This window comes from Paraburkholderia sp. BR10937, assembly GCF_040965695.1.
Taxonomy (GTDB): Bacteria; Pseudomonadota; Gammaproteobacteria; order Burkholderiales; family Burkholderiaceae; genus Paraburkholderia.
In genome coordinates, this window is record NZ_JBFRCL010000018.1 from 21,098 (window position 1) to 33,787 (window position 12,690).

A 12,690-nucleotide genomic window follows, 5' to 3' on the forward strand; every position below is an offset into this window, starting at 1 on the left:
CTGGCCCTCGAGTGTCGTCAGCCGCGCGCAGCCCGCGTGAGCCATTCGCGGCCCTTGAGCATGCCCCACCAATAGAAGCTCGGCAGCACGCTCGCCTTGAGCAGCCACATGAGGCGGCGCGGCCGCGTCGGGTCGAGCGGGAAGGTGGGCAAAAGGCGCCCGCCATATCCGAACTCGGCCAGCACGACCTTACCCTTCTCCACGGTGAGCGGGCACGAGCCGTAACCATCGTAGCGATACGCCAGCGGCGCGCCCGCACGCGCGGCGAGCAGGTTTTCGGCCACGATCACGGCCTGCTTGCGCGCGGCCGCGCCGGTCTTGGCGTTCGGCGCCGAGCACACGTCGCCGAGCGAGAACACGTTCGGATAGCGCGGATGCTGGAGCGTGGCGTGATCCACTTCGCACCAGCCGGCTTCGTCGGCGAGCTGGCTGTCGCGGATGAAGTCGGGCGCGACCTGTGGCGGCACGGCGTGCAGCATGTCGAAGCGCTTCTCCACATGCGTGACGTTGCCGTTCGCATCCTTCACTTCGAAGGTGGCGATGCGCGCCGGGCCGTCCACGGCCACGAGATTCGACGAGAACGCGAGGTTCGCGTTGTAGCGCTTCACGTACGCCATGAGCGGCGGCACGAAGGTCGCCACGCCGAACAGCACGGCGCCCGCGAGATTGAACTCCACGTTGACCTTACCGAGCACACCCTGGCGTTGCCAGTGGTCGCACGCGAGGTACATGGCTTTTTGCGGCGCGCCCGCGCACTTGATCGGCATGCCGGGCTGGCTGAACAGCGCGGTGCCGCCCTTCATCTGCTGCACGAGCTGCCAGGTGTAGGGCGCGAGGTCGTAGCGATAGTTCGAGGTCACGCCATGCTTGCCGAGCGCTTCCGTGAGGCCCGCAATGCGCTCCCACGCGAGCCGCAGTCCCGGCGCCACGATGAGCTGGCGGTAGGCCACGCGCACGCCGCTGTCGAGCTGCACGACGTTCGCGTCCGGCTCGACGCGCGTGGCGGCCGCGCGGAACCACTTCACGCCCGCGGGCATGACGCTCGCCATGGGGCGGCGCGTTTTCGTCACGTCGTATGCACCGCCGCCGACCAGCGTCCACGCGGGCTGATAGTCGTGGTGATCGCTCGGTTCGACGATGGCGATCTTCAGGTTCGGCTCGCGGCGCAACAGGCTCGCAGTGACGGCGATGCCTGCCGTGCCACCGCCAATCACGACGACGTCCCAGGTTTCGCCTTCCCACGCGCAGGCCGCCGTTGCGGCGCGCGCGGCGTTCGCGGATTGCGCGGCCTGGGTGGGCGCGCCTTGCTGCGCGAGCCGATAGAGGCTCGTGGCGCGGTTGCCGCTGCGGCAGTACGCGAGCACGGGGCCGGGCAGGTCGATCAGCAACTGGGCGAAGCGCGCAGCGTCTTCGGCGGTGATCTGGCCGGGCTTCACCGGCAGATACGCGAACTGCAAACCGAGTTGCGAGGCCGCGGCGCGCAGCGCCTGCGACGTGGGTTGCGCGTCGCCACCCTCGCCGTCGGGCCGGTTGCAAATGATCGAGCGATAGCCCGCGGCCTGGAGGGCGGCGAGGTCGTCGGGCGTGATCTGGTCGGCGCTCGCGAAGCGCGCGTCGTGTTGCGTGATTTGCATGTAATTTTGGTCCCGAGGCTGGTGCGGCGTAGTGCTGCCTTATTGCGGTTTGGTATTGATCGATGCGGCTTCCTGCGAACGGCGGTGCCGCTCCAGCACGGCGAAAATTGCCATGCCCGCGAGCATGGCGGCGACGAAGAGCCAGGCGCGCGGCTGTCCGCCGCCCGCGGCGACGAGGGCAGGGCCGGGGCAGAAGCCCGCGAGTCCCCAGCCCGCGCCGAACAGCAGGGCGCCGCCAATCAGCCGGCCGTCGATTCGGCGCGAGGTGGGCAGTTGAATCGGCGCGCCGGCGAGGCTCGACGTTCGCTTGCGCGCGAGCCAGAAGGCGGGCGCCGCGACCGCGATGGCGCCCGCCATCACGAAGGCGAGCGACAGGTCCCAGTTGCCGGCGAGATCGAGAAAGCCGAGCACCTTGGCCGGGTTGGCCATGCCCGAGACGAGCAAGCCGATGCCGAACAGCAAACCGCACGCGAACGCGCTGAGTTTTCGCATCTCAGCCTCCGATCAGGTGACGCACGGCGAACACGGTGGCGAAGCCCGCCGCCATGAACGCGCCCGTGGCGACGAACGAGCGGCGCGAGCCGCGCGCGATCCCGCACACGCCGTGGCCGCTCGTGCAGCCCGAGCCGTAACGGGTGCCGATGCCGACCAGCAGGCCCGCCGCGACCAGCGTGAGCATCGACGCATCGATCTGCGTTGCCGGAAGCGCGGCGCGCAGCCGCCACAGCAACGGGGCGGCAACGAGGCCGATGACGAACGCGGCATTCACACCGCGCTCGCCGCCCGCGCCGGGCAACAAGCCGCCCAGCAAGCCGCTGATACCGGCGATGCGCCCGTTCACGAGCACGAAGAGCGCGGCGGCCGCGCCGATCATCAGGCCGCCCGCGAACGAGGCCCAGGGCGTGAAGTGAGCGAGGTCGAGACTCATGCCGGATGGACCTTCAGCCGCCCGCAATAGAGGCTCGAGAGCGTCTGCATGACCTGAATGACTTCGGGGCTCGCGAGGCGGTAGTAGATGTATTTGCCTTCGCGGCGCGTATCGACGAGACCTTCGTCGCGCAGCTTGCCGAGGTGCTGCGAAAGGCTCGGCTGATGCACGCCCACCAGCTCCTCGAGCTCGCCGACGTTGCGCTCGCCTTCGGTGAGCTGGCAAAGCAGCAGGAGACGGTCTTCGTGGGCAAGCGCCTTGAGCAGCGCGCAGCACTTTTCGGCAGATTCGCGCAGGGCCGCGAGCGCTTCGGGCGTGAGTGGTGAGTTCATGTGTCGCCTCGTGGGACGAGGTTGCAAGTCAATGATCCAGATTATACTTTGTCTAAAAACATTATATAAATTTATAATATGTGTTTCAATAGAGGATCATTTGTGCGGAGTCGTTGATGCCCAACCCAGTGTCCAACCCAGCCCAGCTACCTAAACCCGAACCGAGCGTCGAGCCCTTTTTCGACCCCGTCACGGCCACGGTCACCTACGTCGTGCACGCCGGGCGCGGCAGCGCCTGCGCGATCGTCGACCCGGTGCTCGATTACGATCCCAAATCGGGCCGCACCGCCACGGAATCGGCCGAACGCGTGATTGCGTTTGTGCGCGACCATGGCCTTCGCGTCGAGTGGCTGCTGGAAACGCACGCGCACGCCGATCATCTTTCGGCGGCGCCGTATCTGAAGGCGCAACTGGGCGGGCGCATCGCCATCGGCGAGCATATTCGCGCGGTGCAGGGCGTGTTCCGCGCGGTGTTCAATCTGGGCGAGACGCTCAGCCCGGACGGCAGCCAGTTCGACGTGCTGTTCCGGGACGGCGAGACGTTCCAGGTCGGCGCTTTGGAGGCGCGCGCGCTGCACGTGCCCGGCCACACGCCTGCCGACCTCGCGTACCAGATCGGCAACGCCGTGTTCGTGGGCGACACGCTCTTCATGCCCGACGTGGGCTCGGCGCGCTGCGACTTCCCGGGCGGCGACGCGCACACGCTTTACCGTTCGGCGCGCAAGCTGCTCGACCTGCCGGGCGACACGCGGCTCTTCATGTGCCACGACTACCCGCCCGCTTCGCGCGGGCCGTGTTTCGAGACCACGGTGAGCGCGCAGCGCAGCGGCAACATCCATCTGAACGAGACCGTGAGCGAAGCGGCGTTCGTGCAGATGCGCACCGCGCGCGACCGCACGCTCGCCATGCCGAACCTGATCCTGCCGTCGATCCAGGTGAACATTCGTGCGGGTCGCATGCCGGAGCCCGAAGCCAACGGCGTGCGATATCTGAAGATTCCGATCGACGCGCTTTGAACATTTGCGGCGTGATTTCCGCAATGTGCATTTCGGGAGGGCGGGAAAGCGCTTTTGATCACTCGCTGCCCGCGCACTTCGCCGTTCAGTTCGCGTCCTCGTTGACCGGCAAGTCGCCGGCCGGCTCCTCCTGGGTGTCTGTGCCTGTATCGTTCGCACCGGCAGTGCGCGATCTGCGCAACCGGTTGTCCGGCACAGCGTGCAATAGACGCCGCGCGTGCCTGTGCAGCGGCCAGTCGACGAACTTGTAGAGCGCGGCGCCCATCGCCGTCGCCACGATCATCGTGAGCGCCACCCCGAGCGGCGCAGTCGCGTCGAAGCCCTCGATAGCGTCCGGCAGCAGCTTGCGTGCAGCTTCCACACAGTATGGATGGCTCAGATAGATGGCATAACTCGCATTGCCGATGAATATGGATGCGCGAGTCAACGAGCCCGAGCCCATCGCCGGTTCCAGGCTCAGTGTGCTGCCGATTAACACGAAAGCCGGAAGGCCGTAATAAAGCAACGGTGCGTTGGAAAGGTCGTGCCAATTGATGTAGGCCATCCAGCCATAGGCGGCTACTGCCATGCATCCGGCAAGCGGTGGCTTGATCGGGATTCCGAACTTCCAAAGCTGGTAGGCCATGAATCCGAGCGGGAACTCGAATAAGCGCTGATTCGTATAGAACGCGGCAAACACGCCGTGCGAGTGCGATGCCTTCGCCATGCAAAAAATCGCAAGGATCAGCGCAGAAGTGAACAGCAGGCGGTGACGGCGCACCAGCATCAATGAAACGGCTGTAACTACGTAAAACAGCATTTCGTAGTTCAGCGTCCAGCCGACGAACAACATCGGGAATATCTGGCCGCTTTCCTTGCGATAGGGAATGAAAAAGAGCGACTTCAGCAGATTTCCGAGGTCGGCCGTCGTCGAATTCAACAACTCGGGCGCAATGAGTGCCCCAGCGAATACGCCAAACGTCAACACCCAATACAGCGGCACGATGCGGGCAATACGGTCCGCGAGAAAGCGCTGTGTGGTCAAATTTGGGTTATCCAGCACGAGCGCGATGACGAATCCGCTAATTACGAAGAAAATGTCGACGCCGAATTCACCGAACGTGTGTCCAGTCGGCGACATGATGTGAAAGAAGATGACCGTTGTCGCTGCAACAGCGCGCAGCACGGTAAGGGACTTTAGCTTTTGCATGGTGGATGCGCGGTCTGCGCGTTCGCCAATGGCGGCCTGAGCGGGATGTGCTGCGTTTGATCGCGGTTATTCTGACATCGACGAAAGGCACACAAATGCGTACTTTTGTGTGTGACCGTACAGAAGCCAGCAATTAGTTAAAGAGTTACCTTGTCCGAAATTCGAAAGCGTCTGTCCACTCAGCGGGATGCCGGCAATCTAGACTTTCGGTCAATGCGCTGCCGCCTGTGACCCAAGGAAAGGCGCGGCGCCCCTGAACCCACGGAGTCCCGCAATGAAAGCCATCCAGTTCAAGACCTTCGGCAAGCCCGAGGTGCTCGAGTACCTCGATTTGCCCACGCCAACACCGAAAGCCGGGAGCGCGCTCGTGCAGGTGCGCGCCGCCTCGGTCAACCCGAGCGACGTGAAGAACGTCTCCGGCCATTTCGAACACACGGTGCCGCCGCGCGTGCCGGGGCGCGACTTCAGCGGTGTGGTGGTGGCTGGCCCAGCGGAGTGGCTCGGCGCCGAGGTCTGGGGCACGGGCGGCGACATCGGCTTCACGCGCGACGGCACGCATGCCGAGTTCATCGAGGTGCCCGAGGCTGCGCTCGTGCGCAAGCCCGCGGCGCTCTCGCACGCGCAAGCCGCGTCGATTGGCGTGAACTTCGTCGTGGCGTGGCTGGGCACCGTCGATTACGCACGCCTCACCGAGGGTGAAACGATTGCCGTGATCGGCGTGTCGGGCGGCGTGGGCGGTGCGGTCACGCAGATCGCCAAGGCGCGTGGCGCACGCGTGATTGGCGTGGGCCGCGAGGCGCCGCTTGCCGGTTCGCCGGCTGCGCGCCTCATCGACGCCTTCGTGCCCATGAACGAGCACACCGCAGATCGCGTACGCGAGTTGACGGGCGGAGCCGGCGCGGACGTGGTCTACGACGCCGTGGGCGGTGTGGCGTTCGAACTGGCGCTCTCGCTTGCGAAGCGGCGAGGCCGCGTGGTCGAAATCAGCGCGACGGGCAAGCGGCGCGTGGAGTTCGATCTGATCGACTTCTATCACAACGAGACGCAGCTGCTCGGCGCCGATAGCGCGAAGCTCGGCGTGGCCGAATCCGCGCCGCTCATGCGCGCGATTGCCGAAGCGTTCGACGCGGGCCAGTTCGAGCCGCCCGTCGTGGCTGCGCATTTTCCGCTCGCCCGAGCGCGCGAAGCCTACGAGGCGGTCGCGGCCGGCACCCCGGGCCGCGTCGTGATCGACATGGCGTGAGCGCGCAACGACGAACGGGAGACAAAGATGAAGGGCTATCTGGTGTCGTTCGCGGTCGGCGCGCTCGCGGGGCTGCTCTACAACGTGTTGCAGGTGAAATCGCCCGCGCCGCCGACCATCGCACTCGTCGGGCTGCTAGGCATGCTCTCGGGCGAGAACGCCATTGGCGTCGTACGCGCATGCGTCGCACATCTCGCGGGGTGAGCGGGGCAATCCTTACTCACCGCGCCGGATATCGCTCCGCGCGGATTGTGCCGACAGGCTGGCTCACGCCTCGGCCCGCACGAGCCGCTCAGGCAGACGCGTGCGCAGTTCGCGTGCGTCGAGCGCCGCAAGATCCTTGTCGAGTTCGAGCGTGACGAGGCTGCGCGTTTGCGCGTCGATCGCCTTGCGCAGCGCGCCGAGGAACGCGGGCGGCGCCGCGAGCACGAGCGTGCCGTAGCGCGCGTCGTTGCGGGCCTTCGCGAGCGTCGTCGCGATCTCGGCCGCGAACACGGTGGCTTCGTGGTCGTGCTGGCTGGTGTCGGGATCGGTCGCGCTGCGGCCGAAGCCGACGCGGTCGGTGGTGCGTCCCGGCTTGTCGGTCACGAGGTTCTCGTCCGACATGCGGCCTTGCAGATGGAGCAGCGTCTCGACCTCGTCGATGGCACCCAGCGGGCTTTCGGCGGCGAAAATGCGCGCGGTCACACGGTTGGCGACAACAATCCAGATCGTTTTCGACATATTCGACTCCCTGCCATGGCACCCGGCGCATGCGGCCGCCGGGCGGTTGAGTGGACGCGGGCCTCGCGGCGTAAACATCAAGGGTAGCGCGCTTCGGGCCGCACGGCGCGGGAAGTGCCGCCGCGCTCGTCGGCGCGCCGCTGGCGCTCGCGCGAGACGCGAAAGTGTCGGAACAGCGAGCCGCGTGCCCGCTGGCGGCTTGCCCTTCCAGAATTTGGGAGGATGATTCTTGCCGGCGCTGGATTATCTTTTTCTGCGCAAGCGCCTAGCCTTTAGACTCCGCAGCGCGCTGCACAGGAGTCCGCCATGATCCCGAACGACTCGACCGCGTCGAATGCCGATCGCATCCTCCGTTATCCGAGCGACGTCGCTTTCACGCCGACGGTCAAGGCGATGCAGGAGCGCCTGGGTTCGCGCGAACTCTACGCACGCGTGGAGCGCGATCACGCGTGGGGCGTGGCGCTCACGCCGAAGATCCAGGAGTTCATCGGTGCGCAGACGAGTGTATTCTTCGGCACCGCGAATACCGAAGGGCAGCCGTACATCCAGCATCGCGGCGGCCCGGCGGGCTTTCTGCACGTGGTAGACGAACACACCATTGCCTTCGCCGATTTCATCGGCAACCAGCAATACATCACGCTCGGCAACCTGGCCGACAACCCGAAGGCGCATCTGTTCGTGATCGACTACGCACGGCGGCGGCGCGTGAAGCTCTGGGGCCGCGCGCGCGTAGTCGAAGACCCGGCGCTGGTCGCGGAGCTGATGCCCGCTGGCTACCAGGCGCGCGCCGAGCGGGTGATCGTCTTCACGGTGCACGCGTGGGACATGAACTGCCCGCAGCACATTCCGCAGCGCTTCGAGGCGGCGGACGTGAAGTTGGCGTTAGACGAGCGCGAGGCGCGCATACGCGAACTGGAAGAGGCCGCCGCGCAACGCGAGGCCCGCGTGCGCGAACTGGAGGCAGAGGTTGCGCGGCTGCGCGAGGGCGCGGCGGCGTGAGCGGGCGCTCGCGCCGCGTTTCGCGCACAGGCGGCTTACTTGGCCTTTTCCGCCGAGTTGGTGATGGCCTGACCGCCCTTCGAAATGTCCTGGCCCGCGCCTGCGATGGTGTTGCAGGCGGCCAGCGTCACGGCGAACAGTGCAAGCGCAAACGCGAGATAACGGCTCATTTCGGCTCTCTCCCTGAATCGATTGGACGGCAAATAGCGTCGAATGGAAGCGGCGGCGGGCATGGGGCATGCGCGCTGTCTTTCTTTTCGATTCTACGCGCGAAGCGGGGTCACATGCGCCGAGGCTGTGCAGCGGCACATGCGTGACATCAAGCCGTGTTCAGCGCTTGCGCGTCCTGCGCACCACGAGCCACTTGGGCGAGCGAAAGCGCACGATGCTCACATAGAGCCACACGTAGGTGAGCGCGAACAGCACGACGAAGCAGAACAGATGCAGCGTGTGGCGCCAGAACAGCGTGGCCGGAATCACGGCGATCAGGCAGAGCAGCCACAGGTAGGGCGAAGTGAGCGAATTGCGCCGCGTGAGTTCGCGGGCGTTGCGCGCGCCCACGACCCAGCGCATGAGACGCTTGTAGACGAGCATGTGCAGATGCACGCCGTCGGGAATGCCGGGCGACATGCCGCGCACGAACTTCTTCCGGTAGATCGAGAAGCAGGTCTCGAAGATCGGATACATGAAGAGCAGCACCGGATACCAGGCCGACACGTCGCGGTTGCGCATGACGAGCAGGATCGACAGCTCGGCGAGCATGAAGCCGATGAAATACGCGCCGCCGTCGCCGAGGAAGATCAGGCCCGCCGGGAAATTCCACATGAAAAAGCCCAGCACCGCGCCCATCATGATGAACGACGCGGAGAGCACCACGGGGTCGTGCACCTGGAAGGCTACGTAGGCGAGCGAGGCGAACATCATGAACGCGACCATCGAGGCGAGGCCGTTGAAGCCGTCGATGATGTTGATCGCGTTGGCGAGCGCCGCGACCGCGAGCACGGTGATGACGAAGGAAATCGCCGCGTAGGAAAGCAGAAAGTCGAGCGGCGGCACGCTGATGCGCGTGACCGCGATGCCGAGGAACCAGAACGCGAGCGCGGCGGCGGCCATCGTGCACAGGAGGCGCGCGAGCGGCGAGACGCGCTTGGTCAGGTCTTCGATCAGCCCCGAGGCGAACGCGGGCAGCCCGCACGCGACGATGCCGAGTATGCCGCCCGACACGGCCGGATACGCCCCGTGCAACTGCGCGGCCGCCACTATCAGCCCCGCGAGGATGCCCGTTCCGCCGATGCGCGGCACGGGACGCACGTGGAATTTCTGCACGCCCGCGAGATCGGAATCGACGGAGAACCTTTCATGCAGATGCGCGTAGCGCACGATCAGCAGCGTGACCAGCAAGGAAACGAGAAAGCCGAGGGCAAAACTGAGCATGAAAGGAAACCGCGACCGGAAGGAGGAATGCGCGATTATACAAAGGCGGACAGGCTGCCCGCCCGAAGCTCATGCGGTCGGCGCTGCGCTCAGGTTCCCGGTGTGTTCGCGGGCGTGATTTCGAGCAGGATGATGTGGTCGGGTACTTCCACGGTGAGTTGGCGCACGTCGCGATGGATTTTGCGCGGTTCCGCCGGAGCGAGCGGATCGTAAATCTCGACACGTTTCGCTGTCTCGCCAAAGTCGAGACCGACGCGCGCGGGCGGGCTGGTGAGCGGCTTTGCTGTCGCACGGTCCCAGATGAGCGTTTCGTTCCAGAGCACCAGCACGAAGCGGCCGTCCTTCTTCTGCAGCAGCAGACTATTCGCCGATTGCGGCATATCAGAAAGCGTATAGGCGAGCGTGTTGCGCGCGGCTGCGCTTGCGCGTCGCGTGGAGTTGGCGTTCAGGAACGACGTGAGATTGCGAATGGCGTAGGCCACCGGCTTGGGACTGTTGTCGTTGCGAAAGAGCCCGTAATGCATTTCATCGTTCTTGTGCGCCGGATCGGGCTTTTCGTCGAGCAGTTCATAAACATAGAGCCGCCTTACGCCCGCCGACGCCGCATCCATATAACCGTTGAGGACGCCCTTGGCCTGCGTGTCCTCGTCGACGCCGAGCATGTACCAACCCGCCTGCGGCAATGAAAAGTAGCCGAACTCGGTGATGACGAGCGGCAACTGAAATCTCTGGCCCAGGTGAATGGCCGCCAGCATCCACTTGTCGCCGTTCGCGTTCCAGAGGGGCTGCTCGCCGTTTTGCGGGTAGACATGCTGATTCGCAAAGTCGGCCGAAGCTGCTCGCGTCTCGACTGACTTTGGGTCGAAGCCGGTCGCGTCGTAGACGGGCACCGCCTTGAGTTCCGGCATGCCGTGTACGCGTGCGTAGAGGTCGCGCTGCACAGCGAGCCCGGCTGCAGCGCCGGTAAGCCCCTGGTAAGCGACTGGAAAGTTGTTGAGTTCGTTGGGGCCTTCGATGGCCGCAACGCTGCCGGGCACCTCGGTATTCAACTGCGCAACCTGCCCGATGTGCTTCTCGAAGTCCGCGCCCATCAGGAAGTTGAATTTCACCCCGCGCTGCGCGAGATAGACATAGCTGGAGAACGGGATGGAAGAGCCGGGCGGGTAGTCGCGGACGTGGTGAATACCGAGCCACGCCATATCGTCGGCGACGTTGTGCACGTTGACATACGCGCCGTCGGTATAGCTGACGTGGGTGTCGACAGCGAGCGTCTGGAGGAATTCGTCGGCTGGCATGGCGTGCACGGCGTCGCCCGCGTGCACCGCCGATACGCATGCGAGTGCGCAGATACCCGCCGCCAAGCTTTCAATGGTACGTATGCCGAACGGCCAGGTCCGTTTCGCGTGGCTCGCGTCTCGCGAACGGGCGGTACCGGTGAGCAGGCGATGGGTGGTTGCTACGGAATGCATCACGGCGTATTCCTCGCGTGGAGCGGTTGCCGGCTACCGATTACGCGCGCTTGCTCGCTCCATGCCGGCATTTTCAATTGGCTTACCCACGTTGGAGGCGCAGCCAGAAAGCATTTTGCCGCGTCATTGGCTACATCATGTGTGCGACGGCGAACGGATAGACACTCCACAGGAGATTAGATTCGGTCTATCACAAATGTCGCGATCGAATAATGAAAATAGAGTCGACTGTCGCGATTTCCAGGGTAAACATTCAGGAATCCTTCATATCAATCAGACGAACCGGGTCCGAGAGACGTTGCGTTATGTGCGGTTGCGCACATAACGCAACGCTCGCATTGTGACTTGCAGAGCGCCCCCAGCGTGGTTCGCATCATGAGGCAGCGACGATCAGAAACTGTTGGTGGGATTGCGCACGGTTCCTGCGTCGCTCGCGCCGTAATGTGTCGTCGTGGGTTATCGGGGCAGGCGGAACCTGACGTATGGACCGCCTGAGACGGGGATTTCCGTGCGTTCGCCGGTGGCGGACGACTACCAGCCCATGAATGTCTGACGAACACGACACGCACTGGGGTAGGGAAATGTCAGAGTTAACGCAACGGTCAGAGTTTGCGCAACGTACGGTCGACATCGTGCTGCAACGTACGGTCGATGTCGTGCTGATCGTGCTGGGCGCCATTTGCGCCGTACACCTGAATCTGAATTCCGGACAGGTGGCCGAGGTGCATCACCCCGATCCCACGCTGGTGGCATTTTGCGCGGCGCTCGCACTCTCAGTCTTTCCCGCCTGCGGGACCTATGGCACGCGCGGCAGCCGGTCGCTTTTCAGCGTCGCGGGCCGCACGGCGTTCGCCTGGCTCGCGGTGCAGCTTTGCGGCCTCGTGCTGCTGTATGCGATTCATCACGATCATCTGCTGGCGTTGCCGTGGTTCATGTACTGGACGTTGACGACAGGTATTTCCCTGCTGCTGTCGCACACGCTGTTCTTTTCGGAATTCAGCGTGCTGCGGCTGACCCGTGAATGGTGGCGCCGGGAAGCTTACGAGGTCGGTGCTCGCGACAAGGTTCGCAGCGCCGTCATTGGGCACGCCTTGAAACGCGTCTTCGACATCGTGGCGGCAGTGAGTGCGATCATGCTGCTCTCGCCGCTGCTCGTCGTGCTCGGGCTGCTGGTCAAGCGCGACGGCGGTCCGGCGTTATACGGCCATACGCGCGTAGGCCGCCATGGCAAGAAATTTCGCTGTCTCAAGTTCCGCTCGATGGTGGTGAACTCTGAGCAGGTGCTCAAGGATCTGCTCGAGCGGGACCCCGAAGCCCGCGCCGAATGGGAGCGCGAATTCAAGCTGAAGAACGATGTGCGCGTCACGCGGATCGGCCACTTTCTGCGCCGCTCGAGCCTCGATGAACTGCCGCAGCTCTGGAACGTCCTGCGCGGCCAGATGAGTTTTGTCGGCCCGCGGCCGATCATCGACCAGGAACTGGAGCGCTATGGCGAGGCGAGAAAGTACTACCTGATGGCCACGCCGGGTATCACGGGCCTGTGGCAGGTGAGCGGGCGCAACGACATCGACTACGCAACGCGCGTTTTGCTCGACGTTTCCTATGTGGAGAACTGGACCTTCCGGAAGGACATCGGGATTCTGTTCAAGACGTTGTTTGTCGTGATTCGCGGAACTGGCGCGTATTGAGTCGAAAACGGAGCGGGTGAGCGACCGGCATTTCG

Annotated in this window: 14 protein-coding genes; 5 read left to right on the forward strand and 9 right to left on the reverse strand. The window is 64.5% G+C overall.

Annotated features, from left to right (window positions below; all coding sequences use genetic code 11):
• Positions 1-17: 17 nt before the first annotated feature.
• Genes AB4Y44_RS16715 through AB4Y44_RS16730 form a run of 4 tightly spaced genes read right to left on the reverse strand, consistent with a single transcriptional unit; the run spans position 18 to position 2,894 of the window.
• Entirely contained in the window at positions 18-1,634 is a 1,617-nt protein-coding gene (locus AB4Y44_RS16715) for a TIGR01244 family sulfur transferase (RefSeq protein ID WP_368700252.1), read from the reverse strand.
• A 39-nt stretch (positions 1,635-1,673) separates the two neighbouring features.
• Positions 1,674-2,126, reverse strand: coding sequence for a DUF6691 family protein (locus tag AB4Y44_RS16720; protein ID WP_368700253.1), 453 nt, complete (start codon positions 2,124-2,126; stop codon positions 1,674-1,676).
• Position 2,127: 1 nt separating this feature from the next.
• Positions 2,128-2,562 (reverse strand): YeeE/YedE family protein, encoded by a 435-nt coding sequence (locus AB4Y44_RS16725; RefSeq protein WP_342921579.1) that lies wholly within the window; start codon positions 2,560-2,562, stop codon positions 2,128-2,130.
• Complete coding sequence (locus AB4Y44_RS16730; protein WP_028202089.1) at positions 2,559-2,894, reverse strand: metalloregulator ArsR/SmtB family transcription factor; 336 nt, start codon at positions 2,892-2,894, stop codon at positions 2,559-2,561. The genes AB4Y44_RS16725 and AB4Y44_RS16730 overlap by 4 nt, the downstream gene beginning before the upstream one ends.
• Before the next feature lie 116 nt (positions 2,895-3,010).
• On the opposite strand from AB4Y44_RS16730, the gene AB4Y44_RS16735 reads away from it, so the two are divergent.
• The gene (locus AB4Y44_RS16735) at positions 3,011-3,910 is read left to right on the forward strand and encodes an MBL fold metallo-hydrolase (protein ID WP_368690294.1); all 900 of its coding nucleotides are present in this window, start codon (positions 3,011-3,013) and stop codon (positions 3,908-3,910) included.
• An 85-nt stretch (positions 3,911-3,995) separates the two neighbouring features.
• On the opposite strand, the gene AB4Y44_RS16740 is transcribed toward AB4Y44_RS16735, so the two are convergent.
• Positions 3,996-5,099, reverse strand: coding sequence for an acyltransferase family protein (locus AB4Y44_RS16740; protein ID WP_368700254.1), 1,104 nt, complete (start codon positions 5,097-5,099; stop codon positions 3,996-3,998).
• A gap of 274 nt (positions 5,100-5,373) precedes the next feature.
• Between AB4Y44_RS16740 and AB4Y44_RS16745 the strand changes: the two genes are divergently transcribed.
• Together AB4Y44_RS16745 and AB4Y44_RS16750 are read left to right on the forward strand one after the other, a co-directional pair.
• Complete coding sequence (locus AB4Y44_RS16745; protein ID WP_342921576.1) at positions 5,374-6,342, forward strand: zinc-binding alcohol dehydrogenase family protein; 969 nt, start codon at positions 5,374-5,376, stop codon at positions 6,340-6,342.
• 27 nt (positions 6,343-6,369) lie between these two features.
• Positions 6,370-6,546: a DUF1427 family protein gene (locus AB4Y44_RS16750; RefSeq protein ID WP_368700255.1), complete on the forward strand. Its 177-nt coding sequence runs from the start codon at positions 6,370-6,372 to the stop codon at positions 6,544-6,546.
• 63 nt (positions 6,547-6,609) lie between these two features.
• On the opposite strand, the gene AB4Y44_RS16755 is transcribed toward AB4Y44_RS16750, so the two are convergent.
• Entirely contained in the window at positions 6,610-7,065 is a 456-nt protein-coding gene (locus AB4Y44_RS16755; RefSeq protein ID WP_254318411.1) for a host attachment protein, read from the reverse strand.
• A gap of 306 nt (positions 7,066-7,371) precedes the next feature.
• On the opposite strand from AB4Y44_RS16755, the gene AB4Y44_RS16760 reads away from it, so the two are divergent.
• Positions 7,372-8,064: a pyridoxamine 5'-phosphate oxidase family protein gene (locus AB4Y44_RS16760; protein WP_368700256.1), complete on the forward strand. Its 693-nt coding sequence runs from the start codon at positions 7,372-7,374 to the stop codon at positions 8,062-8,064.
• Positions 8,065-8,099: 35 nt separating this feature from the next.
• On the opposite strand, the gene AB4Y44_RS16765 is transcribed toward AB4Y44_RS16760, so the two are convergent.
• The 3 genes from AB4Y44_RS16765 to AB4Y44_RS16775 form a co-directional block, all read right to left on the reverse strand.
• Positions 8,100-8,234 (reverse strand): entericidin A/B family lipoprotein, encoded by a 135-nt coding sequence (locus AB4Y44_RS16765; RefSeq protein ID WP_368700257.1) that lies wholly within the window; start codon positions 8,232-8,234, stop codon positions 8,100-8,102.
• Between the two features lie 160 nt (positions 8,235-8,394).
• On the reverse strand, positions 8,395-9,498 hold the full coding sequence (locus AB4Y44_RS16770) for a glycosyltransferase (RefSeq protein WP_342921571.1): 1,104 nt from the start codon (positions 9,496-9,498) through the stop codon (positions 8,395-8,397).
• 89 nt (positions 9,499-9,587) lie between these two features.
• Positions 9,588-10,967, reverse strand: a complete 1,380-nt coding sequence (locus AB4Y44_RS16775) for a calcium-binding protein (RefSeq protein ID WP_368700322.1) — start codon at positions 10,965-10,967, stop codon at positions 9,588-9,590.
• Positions 10,968-11,548: 581 nt separating this feature from the next.
• Between AB4Y44_RS16775 and AB4Y44_RS16780 the strand changes: the two genes are divergently transcribed.
• The gene (locus AB4Y44_RS16780; RefSeq protein WP_368700258.1) at positions 11,549-12,655 is read left to right on the forward strand and encodes a sugar transferase; all 1,107 of its coding nucleotides are present in this window, start codon (positions 11,549-11,551) and stop codon (positions 12,653-12,655) included.
• The last annotated feature ends 35 nt before the right edge of the window (positions 12,656-12,690 follow it).

Bases quoted from the DNA above. Each gene is read 5' to 3' on its own strand.
- AB4Y44_RS16715 (WP_368700252.1), bottom strand. From the start codon at position 1,634: ATGCAAATCACGCAACACGACGCGCGCTTCGCGAGCGCCGACCAGATC.
- AB4Y44_RS16720 (WP_368700253.1), bottom strand. From the start codon at position 2,126: ATGCGAAAACTCAGCGCGTTCGCGTGCGGTTTGCTGTTCGGCATCGGC.
- AB4Y44_RS16725 (WP_342921579.1), bottom strand. From the start codon at position 2,562: ATGAGTCTCGACCTCGCTCACTTCACGCCCTGGGCCTCGTTCGCGGGC.
- AB4Y44_RS16730 (WP_028202089.1), bottom strand. From the start codon at position 2,894: ATGAACTCACCACTCACGCCCGAAGCGCTCGCGGCCCTGCGCGAATCT.
- AB4Y44_RS16735 (WP_368690294.1), top strand. From the start codon at position 3,011: ATGCCCAACCCAGTGTCCAACCCAGCCCAGCTACCTAAACCCGAACCG.
- AB4Y44_RS16740 (WP_368700254.1), bottom strand. From the start codon at position 5,099: ATGCAAAAGCTAAAGTCCCTTACCGTGCTGCGCGCTGTTGCAGCGACA.
- AB4Y44_RS16745 (WP_342921576.1), top strand. From the start codon at position 5,374: ATGAAAGCCATCCAGTTCAAGACCTTCGGCAAGCCCGAGGTGCTCGAG.
- AB4Y44_RS16750 (WP_368700255.1), top strand. From the start codon at position 6,370: ATGAAGGGCTATCTGGTGTCGTTCGCGGTCGGCGCGCTCGCGGGGCTG.
- AB4Y44_RS16755 (WP_254318411.1), bottom strand. From the start codon at position 7,065: ATGTCGAAAACGATCTGGATTGTTGTCGCCAACCGTGTGACCGCGCGC.
- AB4Y44_RS16760 (WP_368700256.1), top strand. From the start codon at position 7,372: ATGATCCCGAACGACTCGACCGCGTCGAATGCCGATCGCATCCTCCGT.
- AB4Y44_RS16765 (WP_368700257.1), bottom strand. From the start codon at position 8,234: ATGAGCCGTTATCTCGCGTTTGCGCTTGCACTGTTCGCCGTGACGCTG.
- AB4Y44_RS16770 (WP_342921571.1), bottom strand. From the start codon at position 9,498: ATGCTCAGTTTTGCCCTCGGCTTTCTCGTTTCCTTGCTGGTCACGCTG.
- AB4Y44_RS16775 (WP_368700322.1), bottom strand. From the start codon at position 10,967: ATGCATTCCGTAGCAACCACCCATCGCCTGCTCACCGGTACCGCCCGT.
- AB4Y44_RS16780 (WP_368700258.1), top strand. From the start codon at position 11,549: ATGTCAGAGTTAACGCAACGGTCAGAGTTTGCGCAACGTACGGTCGAC.